Source organism: Ruegeria sp. YS9 (genome assembly GCF_024628725.1).
Lineage (GTDB): Bacteria > Pseudomonadota > Alphaproteobacteria > Rhodobacterales > Rhodobacteraceae > Ruegeria > Ruegeria atlantica_C.
Genome location: NZ_CP102409.1, coordinates 2,497,013 through 2,518,763 on the forward strand (window position 1 = coordinate 2,497,013; position 21,751 = coordinate 2,518,763).

Annotated in this window: 17 protein-coding genes; 1 reads left to right on the plus strand and 16 read right to left on the minus strand. The window is 57.4% G+C overall.

What is annotated here, in order from left to right; genetic code table 11:
- Window positions 1-2 precede the first annotated feature (2 nt).
- From NOR97_RS12695 to NOR97_RS12730, 8 genes are all read right to left on the minus strand, one after another.
- Window positions 3-1,349, minus strand: a complete 1,347-nt coding sequence (locus NOR97_RS12695) for a substrate-binding protein (protein WP_170345997.1) — start codon at window positions 1,347-1,349, stop codon at window positions 3-5.
- 579 nt (window positions 1,350-1,928) lie between these two features.
- On the minus strand, window positions 1,929-2,915 hold the full coding sequence (locus NOR97_RS12700; protein ID WP_257599321.1) for a zinc-dependent alcohol dehydrogenase family protein: 987 nt from the start codon (window positions 2,913-2,915) through the stop codon (window positions 1,929-1,931).
- Window positions 2,916-3,187: 272 nt separating this feature from the next.
- On the minus strand, window positions 3,188-4,981 hold the full coding sequence (locus tag NOR97_RS12705) for an alpha/beta hydrolase (protein ID WP_257599322.1): 1,794 nt from the start codon (window positions 4,979-4,981) through the stop codon (window positions 3,188-3,190).
- A 187-nt stretch (window positions 4,982-5,168) separates the two neighbouring features.
- The gene (locus NOR97_RS12710; protein WP_170345994.1) at window positions 5,169-5,546 is read right to left on the minus strand and encodes a nuclear transport factor 2 family protein; all 378 of its coding nucleotides are present in this window, start codon (window positions 5,544-5,546) and stop codon (window positions 5,169-5,171) included.
- 293 nt (window positions 5,547-5,839) lie between these two features.
- Complete coding sequence (locus tag NOR97_RS12715; protein ID WP_257599323.1) at window positions 5,840-6,688, minus strand: ABC transporter six-transmembrane domain-containing protein; 849 nt, start codon at window positions 6,686-6,688, stop codon at window positions 5,840-5,842.
- A 6-nt stretch (window positions 6,689-6,694) separates the two neighbouring features.
- Window positions 6,695-7,114 carry a DUF2141 domain-containing protein gene (locus tag NOR97_RS12720; RefSeq protein ID WP_257599324.1) on the minus strand — a complete coding sequence of 140 codons (420 nt, stop codon included), beginning with the start codon at window positions 7,112-7,114 and terminating at the stop codon, window positions 6,695-6,697.
- A complete protein-coding gene (locus tag NOR97_RS12725) occupies window positions 7,111-10,239 on the minus strand; it encodes an efflux RND transporter permease subunit (protein ID WP_257599325.1) in 3,129 nt (1,042 codons plus the stop codon). Before NOR97_RS12725 ends, NOR97_RS12720 begins: the two co-directional genes overlap by 4 nt.
- Before the next feature lie 3 nt (window positions 10,240-10,242).
- Complete coding sequence (locus NOR97_RS12730) at window positions 10,243-11,391, minus strand: efflux RND transporter periplasmic adaptor subunit (protein WP_257599326.1); 1,149 nt, start codon at window positions 11,389-11,391, stop codon at window positions 10,243-10,245.
- A gap of 101 nt (window positions 11,392-11,492) precedes the next feature.
- Here NOR97_RS12730 and NOR97_RS12735 point away from each other — a divergent pair, with 101 nt between their 5' ends.
- The gene (locus NOR97_RS12735; protein WP_257599327.1) at window positions 11,493-12,110 is read left to right on the plus strand and encodes a TetR/AcrR family transcriptional regulator; all 618 of its coding nucleotides are present in this window, start codon (window positions 11,493-11,495) and stop codon (window positions 12,108-12,110) included.
- 691 nt (window positions 12,111-12,801) lie between these two features.
- Here NOR97_RS12735 and NOR97_RS12740 read toward each other — a convergent pair.
- The 8 genes from NOR97_RS12740 to NOR97_RS12775 form a co-directional block, all read right to left on the minus strand.
- Window positions 12,802-14,583 (minus strand): thiamine pyrophosphate-binding protein, encoded by a 1,782-nt coding sequence (locus tag NOR97_RS12740; RefSeq protein WP_257599328.1) that lies wholly within the window; start codon window positions 14,581-14,583, stop codon window positions 12,802-12,804.
- A complete protein-coding gene (locus tag NOR97_RS12745) occupies window positions 14,583-15,992 on the minus strand; it encodes an aldehyde dehydrogenase family protein (protein ID WP_257599329.1) in 1,410 nt (469 codons plus the stop codon). Before NOR97_RS12745 ends, NOR97_RS12740 begins: the two co-directional genes overlap by 1 nt.
- On the minus strand, window positions 15,973-16,887 hold the full coding sequence (locus NOR97_RS12750; protein WP_257599330.1) for a sugar phosphate isomerase/epimerase: 915 nt from the start codon (window positions 16,885-16,887) through the stop codon (window positions 15,973-15,975). The genes NOR97_RS12745 and NOR97_RS12750 overlap by 20 nt, the downstream gene beginning before the upstream one ends.
- Window positions 16,888-17,041: 154 nt before the next feature.
- A complete protein-coding gene (locus NOR97_RS12755) occupies window positions 17,042-18,232 on the minus strand; it encodes a Gfo/Idh/MocA family protein (RefSeq protein WP_257599331.1) in 1,191 nt (396 codons plus the stop codon).
- Complete coding sequence (locus NOR97_RS12760) at window positions 18,225-18,899, minus strand: hypothetical protein (protein WP_257599332.1); 675 nt, start codon at window positions 18,897-18,899, stop codon at window positions 18,225-18,227. The genes NOR97_RS12755 and NOR97_RS12760 overlap by 8 nt, the downstream gene beginning before the upstream one ends.
- The gene (locus NOR97_RS12765; protein ID WP_257599333.1) at window positions 18,889-20,076 is read right to left on the minus strand and encodes a Gfo/Idh/MocA family protein; all 1,188 of its coding nucleotides are present in this window, start codon (window positions 20,074-20,076) and stop codon (window positions 18,889-18,891) included. The genes NOR97_RS12760 and NOR97_RS12765 overlap by 11 nt, the downstream gene beginning before the upstream one ends.
- Entirely contained in the window at window positions 20,066-20,881 is an 816-nt protein-coding gene (locus NOR97_RS12770; protein WP_257599335.1) for a citryl-CoA lyase, read from the minus strand. The genes NOR97_RS12765 and NOR97_RS12770 overlap by 11 nt, the downstream gene beginning before the upstream one ends.
- Complete coding sequence (locus tag NOR97_RS12775) at window positions 20,878-21,750, minus strand: shikimate dehydrogenase (RefSeq protein WP_257599336.1); 873 nt, start codon at window positions 21,748-21,750, stop codon at window positions 20,878-20,880. The genes NOR97_RS12770 and NOR97_RS12775 overlap by 4 nt, the downstream gene beginning before the upstream one ends.
- Window position 21,751 lies beyond the last annotated feature (1 nt).

A 21,751-nucleotide genomic window follows, 5' to 3' on the forward strand; every position in this document is an offset into this window, starting at 1 on the left:
CTTTATGCGCCCGGGTTGCACTCACCCAGTGCGCCACCGGCGAACATCGGATGCTCCGGATCGTATTCGACCTGCGCGCGTGGCGTGATCTCGACGATCTCCAGCGTGTCATAGGCGTTGGTCGGGTTCATGTTGCCACGCACGACCAGCACGTCCTTGAAGCACTGGTGATCCGCGCCGCGATACCAGGTCGGGCCGTTGCCCAGGCCGTCGAACTCGAAGTCTTCCAGCGCTTCCGCAACACCGCATGGGTTGAATGTACCGGCACGCTCGCAAGCATCCGCATAAAGCAGAACCTGTGCATAGCAGGTCTGGGCCGAGTTGGACGGCGGCTTGCCGTATTTCTCGCCGAAGGACTTCACGAAAGCCTTGGTGCCTTCATCCTGCAACTGCCAGTTCCAGTTCATCGAACCCAGCACGCCCTTGATGTTCTCGCCCGCACCGGCGGCCATCAGTTCCGAGTACAGCGGCACGACGATCTTGAAGTCCTTGCCGTTGGCGACCTTGTCGAGCAGGCCGAACTGAATCGCGTTGGTCAGCGAGTTCACCATGTTGCCGCCATAGTGGTTCAGAACCAGAACGTCCGCGCCCGAGTTCAGAACCGGAGTGATGTAGGACGAGAAGTCTGTTGACGCGAGTGGCGTTTTGACGGTGTTGACCGTTTCCCATCCCAGGGCTTCGGTCGAGGCGACGATCGACTCTTCCTGGGTCCAGCCCCAGTTGTAGTCAGCCGTCAGGTGATAGGCGCGGCGGTCATTGCCCATCTCGGCGGCCAGCACCGGCGCAAGCGCAGCGCCCGACATGTAGGCGTTGAAGAAATGGCGGAAACCATTGGCCTTCTTGTCCTTGCCGGTGGTGTCGTTGGCGTGGGTCAGACCTGCCATAAAGATCACACCTGCTTCTTGACACAGGCCCTGAACCGCAACGGCCACGCCCGAGGACGACCCGCCGTTGATCATGATCGCACCGTCTTTTTCGATCATCGACTTTGCTGATGCACGCGCGGCGTCCGACTTGGTCTGGGTGTCACCTGTGACGAACTCGACCTTCTTGCCGAGGATGCCATTACCCTTCAGCGCCTTCGACGTGAAGGTGTTCAGGCAACCGCCGTCACCCTCTCCGTTCAGGTGTTCCACCGCCAGCTGTTGCGCCAGCAGCTCGTCATTTCCCTCTTCCGCATACGGCCCGGTCTGGGGAACGTTGAAGCCCAGGGTCACGGACCCTCCGGTTGGTTCGTTGGTGTAAGCGGCAGCCGACGAAGCCGTGAAGATCGTAGGCAGGGCCAGACCGGTGCCTGCAACGGCACCAGACTTCAACACGCCGCGGCGTGTGACAGATTTGTTGGTCATTAATTCCTCCCATTTCCCTTTCTTTCGTCGTCTGGCTCCTCTTCCAGCAGACGAAAGCGCACTTATGTGCATTTCAATAATGGAAACGCGGTGGAAAATTTCACAACAAATTACTGGATTTGAAACAAAATTTTGTAAACGTCTTGACGAAATTCAATATCATTTGAAAAACTCTCTGGCATTGAATAATTTAAATATATATTTTTCATATATTTAAATGTAAATATAGACGACGCAATTTCCAGACATGACAGCAATGTTCGTTCACTGCTGCGCCAAAAGACGATTTCCCATGCAAAGCCAGCCTTTTCAACACGTTGAATGGAAACAAGCTCTCTGCCCCTCCCTCATCTGGCGGTCCAGTTTGATTGTTGTTGGCGCAAGATCGTCCACGGGGCGGCCGGTATGATTGTGTCCGGCGCGGGTGGGCGGCATCCCAGCGCAATGAGCAGTCTTTCATGTTCCGGTGTTTCGTCCATTCCACGATCAGGATCCGTTTGCCCGAGCCACCCCCCGGATTTCGGACACTGACGTCAGCTGTGACTTGCCGAGCCGGCGCGCGGCGCGACCGACCTTTGGTCAGGGAACCAAAACCGCTGCCCCTTGCAATCGCCCGGCGCTCAGATCCGCGAGGGCTGTGTTGGCGTCCTTCAGTGAATATCTTTGTGTCCGTGTCTGGATACCTGCGGCTTGGGCCATTGCAAAAAACTCCTCACCATCCTGACGCGTCAGGTTTGCGACAGACAGGATTTGACGTTCCCCCCAAAGATCGCTGTAGGGAAAGGAAGGAATGTCGCTCATGTGAATTCCGCCGCAAACCACCCGGCCTCCCTTGCGGACAGCTTGGAGGGCTTTGGGCACAAGGGCACCGACAGGTGCAAATATGATTGCAGCATCCAGTTCCACCGGTGGTCGTTCGTCGGACCCACCAGACCAAACCGCGCCAAGATCACGCGCAAACTTCTGCGCCTCGATATCCCCGGGCCGGGTCAGCGCATATACTTTCCGGCCCTGCCAGACGGCCAGTTGTGCAAGGATATGCGCGGCGGCTCCGAATCCATAAAAGCCGATATGCTTGGCATCCTGCGCCATTCGCAGACAGCGAAATCCGATAAGCCCGGCACATAACAACGGTGCCAGTGCAACCGGATCGGCAACCTCTGGCAGGGCAAAGACATACCGTGCATCCGCAAGGCAGGCTTCGGCAAACCCTCCGTTTCGCGTGTATCCCGTGAACACCGGCACGTCACACAGGTTTTCCTGCGCGCGGTGGCAATAAGGACATCGACCACAAGTGGACCCAAGCCACGGCACGCCCACGCGCTGACCGGTTTCCAGCCCTGTTACAGCATCTCCCTTTCGCAGGACCCGTCCCACGATTTCGTGGCCCGGAACCAGTGGAAGTTCAGGATGTTCGAGGTCACCATCGACGATGTGCAGATCCGTGCGACAAACACCACAAGCCTCGATCTGGATCTGGATATCATGATCGCCCGGCGCCGGAAGTTCGATGTCTTCCAGTCTCAGCGCACGGCCGACCTCGTTCAAAACCATTGCGCGTGTCATGGTCCAACTCTCCAGATATGTCCGCCCGTGGTCATCTGTGTATTGCCTCTTTTCGTTGCAAATTGCGGGCTCGGCCTTCGACAAAGTCGCAAATTTGGCACAGGGTTCCGACGACCTGCACGATAACACAACTGCGCCGCAGCAAGGCTTGATCCATCGCAAAGTCCCGGATCCAACCGAGCGACCAAAACCTCGGTTGCACCCGAAGGACTTGTTCGGGTGTCCAAGTGTGATTGACCAGGCAATGAGGGGTCAGAGCTTCGCCACCGGTTTCAGGTCTGATGAATGTAGCTGCCCGGCGCTTTGGGCAGGTTTTCGGCCCCTCTTCGTTTTCCGCCCATCGGCGGCGGCGCAGTTTCGCCCGATGAACGGTCTTTGATCCAATCCACCATCGCAGGCCACCAGGAACCTTGCTTTTCCTTGGCCGACTCAAACCACTCATCCGGCGAGGTATACAGCGCGTCCACCGGCCTGTGGCCCAACCGATAGTGGCGGTGCTTGTGCCCCGGTTCGCTTAGGATACCACCATTATGACCGCCGTTGGTCAGCACGAAGGTGAGGTCTCCGTCGGTAAACAGCCGGATTTTGTACACTGATCGCCACGGAGCAATGTGGTCGGATTCCGTTCCGACCACAAACATGGGAACGCGAATGTCCTTGAGCGCGACGACCCGCCCTTCGACGGAAAAGCGCCCAGCGCTCAGCCGGTTTTCCAGGAACAGACCGCGCAAGTATTCGGAATGCATTCGCGCCGGCATCCGGGTCGTGTCATTGTTCCAGACGGTCAGATCCGTAGGCAGGTCGTCTTCACCCAGAAAATAGCGGCGCACAGCCCGGGCATAGATCAGATCTTCGGCGCGGATTGTCGTGAAAGTTCGCGTCATCTGAGGGCGGTCAAGATAGCCCTGCAACCACATCAGATCTTCGACAAAAGCGACCTGACTGTCATCGATAAACAGCAAAAGCTCACCGGCTTCGGCAAAATCAACCTGCGCCGCCATCAGCGTAACGCTTGCAAGCCGGTCATCACCATCGCGTTGCATCACCGCAGCTGCAATCGCCAGAAGTGTGCCCCCCAGGCAATAACCATTGGCGTGGATCTTTTTACCCGGAACGATTTTCTCGATGGCCTCGATCGCGGCCATGACACCGTTCAGGCGATAATCCTCAAGGCTGAGATCAGCCTGATCAGCCGTGGGATTGACCCAGGAAATCATGAAAACGGTAAAGCCCTGCTCGACCAGATACCGCACCATGGAGTTTTCCGGAGAAAGGTCGAGCACATAGTATTTCATGATCCAGGCAGGCACGAAAAGGATCGGTTCCGCCTGCACGCGCTTGGTGCGCGGTGTGTATTGAATCAGCTCGAACAGCGCGTTGCGATAAACGACCCTGCCGGGGGTCGCGGCAATGTCTTTACCGATTTCATAACCCTGAGGGGCAGGTTCGTGCTGTTGCGTTATGGTATGGGCAACATCCTCAAGAAAGTGGGCGGCGCCCTCCATCAAATTGCGACCGCCGGTCTGGAACGTGCGATTGATGATTTCCGGGTTCGACCACGGGAAGTTCGAAGGAGAGACAAGATCAAGTGCCTGGTGAACCTGAAATTGCGCCCGTTCGGCGTCACGGGGGGCGATGCCCGGCATTTCGTCCGTTGCGGCCTGCCACCAATCCTGTGCGCTCAGAAAAGCCTGCTGCCAAAGGGAAAATGGCGCCTTTTGCCAGCCGGGCGCATTGAAACGGTGATCCTGCTTGCGTGGCTGAAAAGGTGGAGCGGCCCTCGCACCGGTCGCCATCTCGCTGGCATAGACCCAGAGTTTGGCCGTATCGCGTGCTGCACGCTCTGTCAGTTCAAGCTGGCGTCCGGGGGAACGACCCAGGTGCAGGGCCCAATCCATCCAGGTGGCCATTATCGAATGCGGGGAAACACCGGCTGTGGCACGGGCAAGGGCCGCGCGCGTTGCGCGGTCAAGTTTCTCATAGGGGTGTGGCGGGGCATTCTTGCCGGTATCTGCCGCGCAAACCCCGGCCTCGGCAGACAGCTTGTCAGGTGAGAGTTTGGTCATCTGGGTTCTCCGATCCGGGCAGAGTGCTAAAACGCTGCAAACCTAAGCCTATGTGCCCACCAGGCCCCGAGGCGACCAGTCAACCGCCCGTTTTCTGATTGGACGTACCTGTTTGCACACCGGACCAGGCGAGGCGTCCTGAAATGGCCGCGAGCGCTTGGGATCCCGTGTTGCCAGGAACCGTTCGCTATTTTGGCAACATAAAGAACTCTTCCAGTACAATCTTGCCATCCTCAACGGAATAAATGGCAATCTCGCTAAGGTTCATCCTTTGTCCGGTGTCTTTCTGCACGACCTCGGCATTGAAACGCACCCCAAAGCGATTGGGCGGATGAACAAAAGGACCGTCCGCCGTAAGTGTCAGGATTTCATGTGTTTTCAGCCAGTCTTCCCGTTTTGCCTTGATGGCGTCGCGGCCCTTTGTGATCCGAAATTGCCGTACCGGAGGCACAACCGCCTCTATGGACTGAGCGTTTTCCGCGTACATCTCGTCAACGCTTGCCAAGCCATTGCGATCACGCATCGCCTGAACAAACGCCCGCCCAATTTCGACTAGTCTTTCCATGCGAGACCTCCTGATACGTTGGTGACTGTATCTCGGCGGGCCGCGTTCAACCTTGACAAAGATCAAAATGAGACGGCCCTGCAAAGATTGGCCACATGGCTTGCTTCGGAACAGGCAGAACAGTGCCTTGCAGATTTGGACGCAGCAAGTCGCCGTCAATTGTCGGGCAAGATGTGTCCCTGCGGGTCTTGGCGCATCTTCACTCCTTGACGGTTACGATGAGCCTGAAATCCTCCGCTACACAATCAATACAATCTGTTCCATGGGTGCTGACGGGCTTCATGCAAATCGGATCAACCTCTCTGCAATCGGACTGTGATTTCGGACAGCCGGGACCAGGATTGGAACGTGATCGGCAAAGCAAGTGCGGCTTCAGAAAACTCCCATGAATAGCTGACAATCGAAAAAATCATTCCAGGTGTCGCATCCAGGTTCTGCGTCGCGAACCACAGGTTGAACAGGATCAGACCTATCAGCAGAACGAAGATCACACCGTACAGGAAGGCTTCGGTATCCGAGAGCTTCACTTCGAAACGACGCAGTTTCGTCAGGTGGACAAGCACCGGGCGGTTGCGGCGCCGTTCCAGAACGCTGACCTGTTGTTCCATCTGCTCATTCAGCGCACGGTTCCATCGCCAGAACGTCGAATGAAACAGGACGTAGATGCATACCATTCCGACAAGCACCCCACAGGCTGACAGAGCCAGCACCGGCGAGAAGTAAAACAGCAACACTGCTGAGACGACGAACTGCATGATCCCTGAAATTGCCGAAGGCAGGATCTCTTCCAGAAAGTCGGCCAGTTCGCGCCCCATTCCGATCCGGGCGTTCAGCGAAGAAATCGGCAGGTTTGAAAAACGCGCAGCAAGCGCTTTGCCCAGCTCGACGCGGATCGTTCCGTAGACACGCGTATCGTATATCCGCCGGATCACGCCGATCAGCGTGAGGGCGACCATAAGAGCACCCAAATGCACAAAGGGCTGAAACTGTCCGCTTAGCAATCCATCTATGGCAAAGCCGATAAACAGCGGGATCAACACGGATAACACAGTTTCCGACAGTATCAGAAACCAGGTGATCCCGACACGCCACCGAAACACGCTCAGCAACGTGCCTATTGTAAGTTTTCTATCCCTCAACATGCGGCATCACGGATCATAGTGGACACGAACGCGGACATCGCCTGGCCAGACCGAGGCGGCCTTGAAATCAGGCATGTCCTGAGGGTTCGGGGCACCGGTTGAACCCAGCCCCTCCAAAAGCTTCGTCTCGGTCATGTTCAGGTCTTCGTCCTTGTTTTCGTCGTGAAACAGCAGCACCGCATAGGGGCCCGCGGTCAGGTCGGGAAACTCATGGCTGACGCTGCCTTTGCGGGACGGAACCTGGGCGTAGTCAATCGCGCTCTGGGCATCCAAACCGTCAAAGGCGCGCGCGTCGTCGAAAACAAGGATCACAATGTTTCCCTTGGCGTTGCGGATACCCTCCACAATCACGTTCAGACCATCAGAGGCGGCCGGCGTTGCAAGCGCCATCAGGGCGAATGCGGGGGCCAGAATGCTACGTGTCATAACTGTGTCCTTTCTCCGGAAGGGTGCGGCGGGACTGACTTGAAGACGACAAGGACATCTTCGGCAATGGCGATCAGCACGGGCACCAGCAGCAGCATGAGGGCGGTGCCGAACAGTTCGCCAAAAGCCAGAGAAATGGCGGCAGGGATGAGATACTGCGCCTGTTCCGAGGTTTCCGTCAGCAAGGGCAGCAGGCCGATCACCGTCGTTGCGGTGGTCAGGAAGATCGCCTTGAAACGTCCGATGCCAGCGCTTTTCAGCGCCAGGTTCACGGGCTGACCTTCCTCGCGCGCCTGATTGTATCGGGTGATCATGACCAGACTGTCGTTCACGATCACGCCGGTCAGCGCCAGCATGCCGAAGAACGAAAACAGCGACAGCGACACATCCATGATCAGGTGCCCGACCGCAGCCGCGATAAAACCAAAGGGCACGATGGCCAGAATGACAATGGGCTGCCAATAGCTTTTCAACGGCACGGCCATCAACACATAGATCAAAACGGCGGCCAGCAGCAGCGCACGTTTCAAGCCACCGCTGATATCGGCCATCTCTTCCAGTTCACCGGCGGGCAGAACTTTGACGCTCGGGTACTTTTCGCGGAGTTTCGGGACCAACTGTTCGAACACCGCCTGACCAACCTCTTCGGGGGCAACACGGTCGCGGTCGATGGACGCGGCCACGATGTTCATGCGCTTGCCGTCGCGGCGATCGACGGTGTCAGAGGCGTAGGTGCCTTCGATTTCGGCAACCGTCTCAAGCGGCACCCAGGCACCGGATGCGCTGCGCAACTGGGTCTGCATCAGATCGGCGAGCGTATCGCGGTTTTCCCGCGCGTTCTGCACGACCACGCGGATTTCGGACCCGTCGCGCCGAACCTTGGTCACCTCGGCCCCGCCAAACCCATAACCAATCTGTCTGGCCAAAGCCTCGGCATTGAAGCCAAGGTGCCGCGCGTCCGGTCGCAGGCGGAGCTTCAGTTCGGGCTGGCCGCCCGCCAGCCCATCCCGAACATTCGCCACGCCCTCGATGTTCGACAAAAAGTCTTTCATCTCGGCGCTGGCCTGTTGCAGCAGGTCTTCGTCTTTGGACGCCAACCGGATGCGGAAACCTCCGGCGAGTGTTTCCGAGCCGGTGAACTCCAGTTCGGTTGCACCTTCGACCGCACCAACCCGGTCGCGCCATTCACGGACCAAAGTCAGGATCGGAACGTCCGGGCGCTCTGCCACCGGGATCATCTCGGCGTATATTTGCGCGCTTCCAGCGCCGTTGATGATGCTGAACACGGTCTGAATAGGCAGCGTGGCCATACCTGCGTCTTCGGCAAGCTCGGCGTTCAGACCGTTCAACTCGGCTTCGATCCGATCCACGTTCGCGCGGGTCAGCGCAAAGGGCGCGCGGGCGTCCATTTCCAGATTCATCGTGATGATCTGACCGGGCACTTCGGGAAAGAACACCGTTCTGACCTTGCCCTTGTACATCAAGCCAAGCCCCAGCGTCGCGGCGGCAACGAACAGGATCAGTACGGCATAGCGATGCCGCACCGCGGCGACAAGCAAGGGCTGATAGATGCGATCCCGTACCCAGACCAGGCCGCCCTGCGCAGTATCCTGTACGCGGCCCCAGAGGCGGGACAGCAGGTACTTGCGCTCTTGCCCCATCGAAACCTGCGCCAGATGGGCGGGCAGGATGAACTTGCTTTCGATGAGCGAAAAGATCAGCGTCAGGATCACGATCCCTGCGAACCCGGCCAGCACCTTGCCCAGCGGGTTGTCGATCAACAGCATCGGGAAAAACGCCGCGATTGTCGTCAGCACGCCGAAGACTGTTGCGACCGCCACGCGGTGCACGCCGCGTTCGGTGTCCTGGACCGGGTCCCTGCCCTTTCGACGTTCCTCGAAAACGCTTTCGCCGACCACAACGGCGTCATCGACTAGAATGCCCAAAGCAATGATCAGGCCAAAGGTGGTGACATCGTTCAGCGAATAATCCACCCATTTCGAGCCCGAAACCGCGACCGCCCCCATGACCGAAACCGGAATGCCCATGGCGACCCAGAAGGCCAGGCGCACGTTCAGAAACACCGACAGCATCAAGGTCACAAGGATCAGCCCCTGCACCCCGTTTGACCGCAACAGCGCCAGCCGGTCCGAGATATAGCCGGCGCTGTCGCCCCAGACCCCGACCTGAACCTGCGACGGCAATTGGCGGCTGAACTCATCCACCGTGCTGCGCACGACATCACTGATCGTCAGCAGGTTCTCTTTCTGCCCGACCAGAACCTCCATTCCGACGGTTGGTTTGCCGTTCAACCGAAACAGATACTCGCCGTCCTGAAACCCGTCTTCGATCTTGGCGATATCACCCAAGGGCACAAAAGACCCGTCGTCACGTTCAATGATCGGCAGGGCCGCGTATTCAGGAACGTATTTTGCGCGATCATCGGCCCGCAGATAGATCGTGCCGCCCGCGGTCCGCAAACGGCCTGCCTGAAATGTCACCGAGTTTTCCTCGATTGCGCGGGTCACATCCGCCACGGTCAGGCCATAGTGGCGCAGCAGTGCAGGGTCGATTTCGATGCGCAGTTCCCGCGGGATCAGACCCCAGATTTGCAGCCGGGACAATTCCGGTTGCGCCAGCAGCTCTTCCTTCAGGCGCTGCGCCAAGCTCTGCAATGTGGCCGGGTCCGTTTCGCCGTAAAGGTTCAGATACAGCGCCGGAAAATCGAAACCCGACGCTTCGATCACAGGGCGGCGCGCAGTATCGGGCAGATCGGTCAACCCATCGACCCGAATGCGGACCCGATCCAGAACGGCTTGCAGTTTCTGGCCACCCGCGCGGCGGACGGTCACGACACTCAGGTCGTTTTGGGATCGTGAAGTCACACTGCGCACGCCCTCCAGCCCTTCCAGCGCCTGCTCAACTTTCCGGGTCACCAATTCATCGACCTGTTCGGCAGTGGCGTCCGGGAACTCGATCGAAATCGTAACGCTTTCCGCAGGAATGCGAGGGAAGCCCTCGATCCGAATATTCAGCAGCGTTTGCACCCCAAGAAAGAGGATCAGCGCCATCATCAGATTGGCGGCGACAGGGTTGCGGATAAACCAGGATGTCAGCGCGTGCATGGCTCAACCCCCATCCGACAGCGGCGTGACACGCTGACCCGGCAGAAACGAGGCCAAAGGTGTCTTGGCCACGCGCCATGGGCCGCTCCCTTCGGGGGCCCGTATCGTGAAAGCACCTTCGCTGCGGAACAGGATGTTCGGGCTGAACCTCTGAAGGTGGTCGTTTTCATCCACAAGCCAAATGTACCCCGCACGCGTCAGGGCGCTTTCCGGCAGGGTCACGGTGTCGGCAATTTGCCGTCCGGGAATGTGCACCTTCAGAAAGTCTCCGGCGAGTATACCGTCACCGGGATTTGCGACGTCCAAGAAGACGCGCACCTGTCGTGTGTCCTGATCCAGAAACCCGCCACCACGCCGGACGCGTGCCTGCCCCAGGCTTTCGCCCGAGCGATGCGTCAGTTCAGCAGTAACGCCAGAGATCGGATGATCGAACAGCGCCCAATCCGCTTGGCTGAACCCGGCAACCAGTTCGAATTGTCGGTTGTCCGACAGGTGTATCAGGGGATCGCCCGGGTTGACTGTCTGGCCAAGGCTGGCAAAGCGACGGGTGACAAAGCCTGAAAACGGGGCAACAACTTCGGCGTCCTTCAGGTCATTCCTCGCCGCATTCAGGCGCGCCTGCGCTGCTGCAACGGTTTTTTCGGCAACGCGCAATTGCGGCAGGTTCACGGCCAGTTCGTTTGGCGGTTCCACCCCATCCCGATCGAACTGCCGTTTCGCGACGGTTACGTTGTTCTGCGCGCGCAACAGTGCAAGTTCCGCTCGCTCAAGCTCCATCTCAGCGGCTGCAACGGCGCTTTGATAAGGGGCATTTTCTATTGAAAACAGAGGGTCGCCCCGTTCCACCTGTGTCCCGGCCAAAGCGCCGGCATGCACTTCGGTGATGCGCCCGGACACAGCAGATCGCAGCTCGGCATCCCAACGAGGCCGAACTTCGGCAAATGCAGAAACACGCGCCTGCACGGTTTCCGGAACAACGGTTACGACAGAGACGGTCGGTGGCAGAGGCGAGATGTTCGTTGCCTGAACATCAATTGTATCCTCCGTGTCAAACAACACGATTACGATCGCCACAAACAGCACCAAGGACAATCCAATCCAGAGCCATCGCCGAATTGGCCTTTGCTGAGCTTCCGAAGTTTTGTCTGTCATTGTCCTGTTTTTCCTGATCCGCCTGATCCATTGCGCCTTGCGGGGTACGATTGGATGTCATATACTATGAACGATCGTTCGTTCAATATGAAAAAGCAAAAATGACCGAAAACACCAAGAAACCAGGTTCAGCCCGGGAAAAGGCAACGGCCAAGCGTCGCAACCAGATTCTGGAGGCCGCCGTTATGTGTTTTCTCGAGCGCGGCTATCATCAGACCGGCGTCCGCGACATCGCTGCGCGGGCCGGCGTCAGCCTTGGAAACCTCTACAACCACTTTCGCGGCAAGCATGACGTGCTTGTGGAAATCGCGATGCTTGAACGCCGCGAGCTGGAGCCGTTTCTGAAAGTCCTGAATTCAAATGCACCCGCACCCAAAGTGTTGAAGAAGTTCATCAAGGCCTATGCCAACTATCTGGCTGCGCCGGAAAACATCATCCTCACCTTGGAAATTTCGAGCGAAGCCATTCGTCAACCGGATATCGCGCGACTGTTTGTCGAAAACCGAGCAAGACTGACCGAGGCGCTTGAAGAAGTTGTGAGACGCGGAGTTGACGCAGGAGACCTGCGCGCTGTTCCGGATCCACTACAGGCGTCGCAATTGGTGATAGAGGTTCTGGAAGGAAGCGCGTATCGCAGCGTACTGTCGGAAACGCCCATGAGCAAAATCGCTGGAAGCATGGAGGATTTCATTCTGAGCTCGTTGCTGGCGCGTCAATGAAGCCTGTGTCGCGCGTTTACTAGAAGCTGATGAAAGCCTGCGAACCGAAAGCCGTACTGTGGCATTCGTGCGGATAGCTGAGCTCAGCTTTCCGCCCATCTTTTCGGAAAACAACGTGTTTCTGGCGCAGAAATGACCTGTGCAGCCCCAACCGCCACAATTGTAGTGGGGCCAGCGGGATTTGGACAAGCCAAACGCCCCGTCGAAGAGCATTGCCTCGCCCCTTCCGGCCTTCCCAACGTGGCAGTTCAGCAGAAACAGGCGCCTTCGGTGTCTGACTGAAAAAAACGCCGTTTTCCCAAAAGGAGATCGGGTTCAACGAAATCAGTCTGGGTGCTGGATGAAGGAAGTGAGGCGAAAACGGCAAGGTTCTGTCGTCAGTGGCAGAACTATGTGTCGCCTTACAAGGAAATGTGGAACGTCACTGATATTTGACTCAATTGACACCCAAAACCTCAGCAAATCGGTAAATTCCGTCATTCAATTCTGACCCAAACGTCAAGCATTTCTGACCCAAAACACTTACAAGCTTTTTCCGATGCCGGTGATGTTTCAGTTGAAGAGATCATCTCTTGTACGACGCAGTGTTAGCCCAAGATATTGAACCTGAGCACAGCGGCACTTGCCGTTCTGTTTTGCAAACATAGGCAAGTGCCTTACGCGTAGAAGTACGCCCAAATTCTAAACTACGTCAGGTTGCGACGTGCGAAACATCCCTGTCTGGCGAATAGATGTCGAGGATGTTCCAATGCCCGGTAGTTGGCGTCGGATTGTTGATCATCGGGACATCAAGGACAGTTGGTTTGCCGCTGGCGATTGCCGCTTCCAATGCCGGCAACAATTCATCAGCAGCACTGAGCCTGTGCCCTTCAGCACCGTAGGCTCGTGCGATGTCTGCATAACCCGGTCCGTTTGCGGGAGCTTCAGCTGATCCAGGGAACGTAGTCCCGTATGTCAGACCATAATGCGCCTTTTGCAGACCTGCGATAGTGCCGAAGGCGTTGTTGTTCATAACCAGCCAGATGATGCCCAGATCAAGTTCGACCGCCGTTGCCAGCATTGACGGGTTCTGACCGAAACCGCCATCGCCAACCAGACTGATCACCACGCGATCCGGCGCTGCCAGTTTCGCACCGATCGCTCCTGGCGGACCAAAACCCATCGTAGCGAACCCGCCCGGGGTCAGGATTGAACCCGGCGTCAAAATGTCGAACTGTTGCCCGACACCGTTCTTGTTCCACCCAACGTCCGTGGTGATGATGGCATCCTCGGGCAGTGCCTTGCGGGTATCTGCCAGAATACGCTCGGGCATCATCGGAAAGGCCGATGAGGTCGCCATTTCCACGTTGCGCGCTTTGAAATCCGTTCGGAAGTCGGCGATCTTCTGTTCCAGCGCGGGGCGTTTGAAGCCGTCCGGATACATCTCGCGGGCGACCCGGTTGAGGACGCGCAAAGCGGCCTTGGCGTCCGCGACGACTCCGATCTCAGTGGGATAGTTCCGACCGATCTCCTGCGGCTCAATGTCGATATGAATAACCTTCGAACCGGGAATGTTGAATGTGTATCCGGGATACCAGCTGGAGCAATCGGCCTCTTTGAACCGTGTTCCCACTGCAAAGATGTAGTCCGCATTCAAGCAGGACTGGTTAACCAATTCGGTGCCCCAAAACCCGGTCATTCCCAGCACAAGCGGGTGGTCGTCACGCAATGCACCCTTGCCCATCAGGGAGTGCGCGACGGGCAGGCCCATATGGTCAACAAATTCTCGCAACTCCTCGCTGGCCTGAGCCAGAAGAATACCACCTCCGACATAGGCGACAGGGTTTTCGGCTTTAGCCAACGCTTTGACAATCTCTCGCGCTGTCTCGTCGTCAATCGATGGTTTCTTGAGCTCGCTCGTGTTACCGAGAATACGATCAAAGCTGTCCGACGGGATGACTTTGGAGAAGATGTCCATCGGCACATTGACCAACACGGGGCCAGGCTGACCGCTTTCCGCGAGGTGAAACGCCTTCTCCAGAATCTCGGCCATCAGGTCGGCGCGATCCACGCGCCAAGCGCGTTTCACGAAGGGTCGGTAAATCTCCCATTGGGCTGCGTCTGCATGCAGGTTCACCTCCTGATGCGGATGTTTACCGTAGTAATGCGTGGGAATGTCACCGGCGATCACCACCATCGGGATACAGTCAAGCGCCGCGTTGGCGACCCCGGTGGCGCAATTGGTCAGTCCCGGGGAGAGGTGAGACAGCACCACCGAGGCCTTGCCCGTCACGCGGGCATATGCGTCCGCCGCGTGGCTCGCGATTTGTTCGTGCCGTACGGTGACGAAATCGATGGGGCTATCCGCCAACGCAGCCAGAACCGCTATGTTCGTGTGGCCGCATAGACCGAACACATGTTTGACCTCACGGCGCTCAAGGAAATCGACGATGTGCTCAGCAACGGTTTTGCCGTCCAGTTTCGCTCCGTCCATCACGCGACCTCCTGTCCGTAGAATTCACCGAACAGGTCCGGCTCCGAGGGGCGATCCTCGGGGATCGGACGGCTGACCCAGGTGTAGTTCATCATGTGTTTCATGGTGACGTTTTCATTGGTGATGTTGCCACCCCAGATGCCGCAGCCCAGGCTGCTGGTCATGGGCATCCCGTTAGTCCAAGCACCCGCGTTGGCCTTGGACTGAGGCTGTCGCACCATCATACGGCTGACCGGAGCCAGCCGCGCCAAGCGATCGATGTGATCGTCATTATGGCTGTAAATACCGCAGGAATGGCCCTTGCCCCCGGTGTTGTAGATTTGGCGGACTGTGTCCAGCGCGTCATTGAACGTGTCGAAGTGATAAAGCGCCATCAATGTGGTCAGTTTTTCCTTGGAGAACTTGTGCTGCGGCCCGATTTGCCCCTGATTTTCGACCATCAGAAACTTGCGATCTTCGGGTATCGAGAAGCCGGCAACCTTGGCCGTTTGCTGAGGCGGACAGGCGATAGTCGGGAACGTTCGGTTGCCCTTTTCGTCCCACATAGCGGCTTCGAGCATGGCCTTCTCATCGTCCGAGCACAGGTACCCGCCTTCGGCTTCGAGAGCATTGACCATATCGTCGTAAACCGAGCGCTGGATGATAATGTTGCCGTCGGCTGAGCAACCGGACCCAAAATCAGAGGTCTTTGAAATACGCGTATTCTGCGCGGCGATGTCCAGATCGGCTGTCTCGTCGATGACGATGGAGGAATTACCCGCGCCGACGCCATAGGCCGGACGTCCGGAACTGTAAGCCGCTTTGACCATCGGTTTGCCACCGGTCGCCAGTGTCAGGTCGCAGATCTCCATCAGATGTTGCGTCAAAGGGATCGACGGTTTGCGAATGGATTGAAACAGGTTCTCTGGGGCACCGGCGGCACGGCAAGCAGCACGCATGACCTCGACCATCTCAAAAGTGGTATGGGCGGTTCGTGGGTGTGGGCTGAAGATGACCGCATTCCGGGCATTCGCGGCGGACACGCCGGTCACCGGTGGAGTCATCGCCGGGTTCGTCATCGGGATCAGTGAGGCGATCACACCGGCAGGTTTGGCATATTTCACCAGACCTTTTTCCTCATCCACCTCGACGATACCGGTCGAGGGTGTGCGCAAGACATCTCGCAGCACCATGTGAATCTTGAAGCGCTTCGCAGGACGCCCTGCGCGATCTCCGATACCGCTTTCGTCCACGCCCTGCTGGGCTAAACGCGTAAAGGTTTTCTCGTTCCCCGCATACCACGCAATGGCCTGAGACAGCCGGTCCAGCCTGTCCTGATCCCAATCCTCGATTTCGGCCATGGCAGCGCGGGCGCGTGCCAGCATATCGGCCGCCATGTTGCGGTCGTTTTCAGTGAGCTCTTTGCCCATGATGATCCTCTTGGTGTTTTAGAAATGCAGCATCAGGCGTGCGGCGCTGTGACCGCGCCTCGCCGAATGTTCGCTTGGCGTGGCTGAGACAGCGACGCGCGTGTTCTTCGAACCCCAATTCGGCCACGCGGCTTTGGTTGGGCAGTTCGATGGAATAGTCGACGGGTGGCATCCGTTCGATGATGCCGGTGAAATCGATCCAACCTTCGCCAGGATAGAGCCGCGCATCGCGAGCCAGCTGGGTCATACCTTCGCGCGTGTCGGCGATGCCGGGCAAGCAATCGGAGATATGCAGGAAGTGAAACAGGTCCGAGGGGACGTGCAACAGTTCGCCCAGATCCACACGGCTGAGGTGCAGATATAGCGTGTCGACCAGAATACCGCCATTCGGCTGATCGGAGGCGCGGACAATATCCAGCGCCTCATCCAGAGTGCGCAGGCGGGAGAAGCTCGGGAACTCCAGATCCACCGTCAGCCCGTAGGGCGCTGCCAGTTCGCAGGTTTCAGAATAGACGTCGATCAGAAAATCACGATCATCGCGGGTATTGGTCCACGCGCTCATGATCATGCGTTTGGCGCCGAGTTCCCCTCCGATCTCCAACGAGGGTTCAAAGCTGCGCGGATCGACATCTTCGGTGATGCGCGCAAGTTCGACATCAAGGACCTTCAAACCGGTAGTAGACAGAGCCGTTTTGGTCGCCTGAACCTGGGTCCTGTCGATCGGGGATTGGGTGAATTCACCGGGCACATGCATCGGGATGAACCGGGGACTGACGGCATCGTAACCGGCCCGCGCGGCGATATAGACCAGCTCGGGCGGCGTACAGCCAATCAGCGTCAGATGCGCCAAGGAATAGAGAGAGGGGCTTGTGCCAGCCTCTTCGGGTTTCACCATAAACGACAGCTCCACGTGTCTGCGAATCTTAAATTCATCACATGTAGTAAAAAATATCTGATATTTCTTAAAATATCAACTTTTAATGCCGAGCAGAAAATGAAAGCGCCCGGGCAACTGCCCGGGCGTGTTTTACATACGTGTTGGCAGAGCCTTAGAGAGTGACCCAGCCCCCTCCGGACTGGTGAGAGCGCACGGAGGCATCAATGAATCGGACACCGTCTGCGCCTTGATTGACACTGGGAAAAGCAAGCCAATCGGCCGGAATGGTAACGCCATCCCGACGCGCGGCTACGGCCATGGCAAATTCCGTATAGAGGTTGGCCCAGGCTTCGATAATCCCTTCGGGGAAGCCGCGCGCGGTACGGATCAGACGTTCTGCGCCGGGGCCGATGCCATGCCCGTGACCTCGGCTTATGATATTATCCGGCTCACCAAACCGATTGAACTTCAGCTGCTCCGAGTTCTCCAAATCCCACTCGAGACCTCCTTCGCTCCCGAATATGCGCAACCGCAACCCACCCCGATTTCCCGGTGCAAGGCGTGTCGCCAAAAGGGTTCCCGGAACCTCGTTTTGATAGCGGGTGAACATGAATGCTGTGTCTTCCAAAGGCTTTGGCGCGCCGCAGACATGAAACTCGGCCCGTAGGTCGGTCAAGGGCAGGCCCGAGACAAAACTGGCCAGATGCGCGGCATGGGTGCCGATATCGCCGACACAACTGGTCGGGCCAGAAATCTTTGGGTCCAGCCGCCACTTTACATGAGGCGCATCGGCCACATTTTCGGGCGTCATCCAGTCTTGCATAAACTCAACATGTATTTGGTTGATTTTACCGATGCCGCCTTCCGCCACGATTTGTTTGGCCTGACGGATTACTGGAAAACATGACATCGCATAGCCGACAGCAAAGATGTGTCCCGTGCGCGCGGTAATCTCCTCAAGCCCCTCGGCCTCGGCGACTTCGTTGGTCAGGGGCTTGTCGCACAGCACGTCAATACCCGCCTCCAGAAACGCCTTGGCCGCATCGAAATGAACGTGGTTCGGGGTGGTGATCATGACGGCATCTACGCCATCCGGGCGCGCTGCCTCGGCCTGAGCCATCTCGTCGAAGGACGCATAACACCTGTCTGCCGGCAGGAACCACTCGGCCGCGCGCGCCTTGCTGCGAGCGGCATCTGAACTGAGCGCGCCTGCGGTGACCTCCCACCGGTCGCTCATCCTCGCTGCCATCGCTTGCGTGACAGAGATACGTCCACCGCCGACGACGCCCAGCCTCAAACGGCGAGACAACCGGGGGAAATGGCCGTCAAAGTTCAGGTCTTCGGGTAAAATTCTCTCAGCCATTCTGAACCTCCATGTCCGGGACCCGTGCGCCTTCCGGCAGCATTTCTACCGCCATGAAGATGCTGGGGGTAATCGTCTCGTATTGATGCCAGGGATAGTTGCCTTCAGCGTCATACATCGGCTTGTGCGTCGTGCCGGGGGCCATGAATTCTTCGAGGTAAAGGGTTGCAACGTCCCGTTCGCGGCATTGCTGCATTTTGCCAAAGCCTACGATTTGCGTATGCACTTCGCGAAACCCCGGTACCGGGCAGAACGGATGATCCTTATGCAACCCGACATTCAATGGGACCGAACCGGAATGGTACATGGTCAGTCCAACGTTACCCACGAAGACCTTTGGCGACATGTAGTGGCTGACACCGCGCAAACGCTCCTCTCGGCGAACATCAAAAGCAGATGGCCATGTATCTTTCACCCATGCGAACAACTCGTTGTCATCGGCATGGGCGTCGAAACCGTGGACAATGACGGCACGTTCCACGCCGCTAAGCGTGCTGTCTTGCACGATCACAGAGGAAAGCGGCGCAATGGTCTGATCCTCGACAGAGAGATTTCGCCCCCCAAGGTTAAGGACGATGGCGCGACCCTCGATAGAAATTCTGCGCTCGTCAGTTATGTGCTGGACGCGAAAGAATGGCTGAGCAAAGTCGAGTGTCTCAATCGGCATGAACCAATTCCTTCCTCTCATCATTAAGGAAATCGACCGGTAAAAGCTCCGGAGCCGCGCAACGGCTTTCTATCGTCTGATAGGCACCAAATTTCGGCGCCCGTTCAATCGCGTCCATGACCTCGAACACATGGTAGGCAACCGCTCCACTCGCGCGGGGTTGGCGTCCTTCTTGTGCCGCCAGAGCCAGGTCCAATAGGCCGAGGCCACGGCTGTCTTCGTTAAACCCATGTTTGTTTTCGACCACCTGCCAGTCTTCGCGACCGGTTGGACGAGGTTGATGAGCCCAGCGCGAGGTCTCCCGTGTCTTCAACCAGACATCTCCTTGAAAGATATTGGCCCCATGAACCGGGTCAGGATCAGGGATGCTGATGGTGCCGTTTTCACCATAGATCTCGAACCGCGGCGTTTCGCTGTCCCAAACGTCGAAACTCATAGTCATTGACCCGATGGCACCGGACGAGAACTGCAGCAGGCTCAGGGAGTGCGTGTCGACCTCGACATTCATCCACTCTCCGTTGCGCGGACCGTTTTCGATCATCCGCTGGTCAAATGTCCGCCGCGCCATTCCGGCGACACGGTCAATTGGTCCAAGACAGCAGATCATCGCGGTCAGGTAGTATGGTCCAAGGTCCAGCAAAGGCCCACCACCCGCCTGATAGTAGAAGTCCGGGTTAGGATGGTGGCGCTCCGTCCCGTGGGTACCGACATGGGCAAAAACCCCTGTTGGTTTGCCAATGGTACCCTCGTCGATCAAGCGCCGAACGGTCTGCCAGCGACCGCCCAGAAATGTGTCGGGTGCGCAACCGACCAGCAACCCCTTTTCAGAGGCCATGTGCAGGATCGCCTTGCCATCCGTTCGGTTCATGACCAGTGGCTTTTCGGAATAGACGTGTTTCCCCGCCTCCAGCGCGCGCAGGCTGATTTCGGCATGCGCCGCCGGTATTGTCAGATTCAGAACGCAGTCAATCGTCGGATCGTCAAACACTTCATCTGGCGTGCAGGCCTGGGCGACACCGTATTGATCCGCTTTGGCGCGGCTTTCCGAAGGATCAAGACTTGCACAAGCCACGACTTCGACGCTCGAAAATTTGGATAGTGTCTTTAGGTAAATATCACTGATACGACCACAGCCAATAAGGCCGACCCGGAAGGATTTCGATGTCTCACGTGTCATCATTCCTGTCTTCGTAGAGGGGTAAGTAATTCGGGGGCATCGGCCCTTTGTTGCGGCCACCCTGGTTCATCTGTTCCCAAGCGTGGGCGAGTATTCCGACCGAGCGGGACAGGCAGAACAGCCCTCGTGACAAGGGCGCAGGAAAGCCAAGTTCGCAGAAGATCACAGCTGTCGCGCCGTCAATATTCATGGCAATTGGCCGACCGCCTCGTTGACGACCGAGTTCGGCTTGAACCTCTTCTCCGATATCGGCAAACCGGCCAGAAACTGTGCCTTCTGCCGCCGCATCACGAACAAGTTGCATCAATCGAGGTGCGCGTGGGTCGACAGGCTTGTGAAACCTGTGACCAAAGCCCGATACGATCTTGCCGTAGGTCTCGCGCCAGCTGTCCAAGCCATCCCGAACAGCGTCATTCAGCGAAGCTCCCGCATCCATGCGGACTGCGGTATCATTGTACAGCTCTGCACACTGCTCTCCTGCCCCGCCGTGCACGTCGCCCAGCATGTTCACCGCAGTCGCCATCGCATTATTGAGACCTACCCCGCAGGTGGCAGCCATACGCGCAGCCGCGATTGAGGGAGCCTGTGGGCCGTGATCCACGCCTGCGACCAATGCAGCTTCGAAAAGGCGCGCTTGCGCGTCGATGGGCAAGTCGCCCCGCACCATCAGCCAGATCATCTGCGGGAAAGATACGTTCCCGATCAGGTCCTCTATGGCGTTGCCGCGAAACGCGATCTGGCCGGGCTTCATGTCGATGATAGATGTGCGCCACCATTGGCGGATAGCTTGCTCGTCGTTTGTCATACCGTTGCACCTCTAAACTCGCGCATGCGCTGCTGACGAAGTGAATCGAAAACGTTTTGAAGACGACTGATTGAGGCGGTGCAGCCGGTGAAGATTTCAAAAGACGCTGCAGCCTGATGAACTGCCATTCCAGCACCATTCATCACTTTTAACCCAGTTGTGCTGGCGCTGCTCAGAAGGTGTGTCTCGAGCGGGAAATATACTATATCTGCCACCCAAGCATCCGGCCGCAACAATGATGGATCAATTACCGACCCGGGGTACTTATCCATCCCGAGCGGTGTTGCATTGACCACTCCGTCCACAAATTTGACCCGTTCCAACGAAATCGAGGGGGAACCCTGAAGCTTCGCACAAGGGCGCAAGACCTTTAGTCGACTGACCAGCGCCTGCGCTCGGTGGAAGTCAGGATCGATGATCTCCAGATCTCGAACACCTGAATCAAGCAAAGCCAAAGAGACTGCACTGCCCGCGCCACCAGCACCAAACATGAGAACCGTTTCAGTCTTCGATGATCCCAAAAAATCTCCGAAGGCACTGTGGAAACCTATGTAATCGGTGTTGTGGCCAACCATTCGGTCGTCACAAAAAACCACCGCGTTGACAGCTTGAAGCTCCTCAGCAGTCTTGGAAAGCTCATCGAGATGATCAATGACCGACGCTTTGTAGGGGTGTGTCACGTTGACCGCCGCACAGCCTAATTCAACGGAATAATGCAGTAAATCAGCGACCGACATTCCACGAAATGGCTCTTTTGCAGTGTCGATCCTACCGTAGCTCAGATCGATGCCCTGCGCCCGGCTCTCCGCCTCGTGCATCTCAGGGGTCATGGAGCCAGAAATCCCTTGTCCGATTAGTGCGGCCTTCATA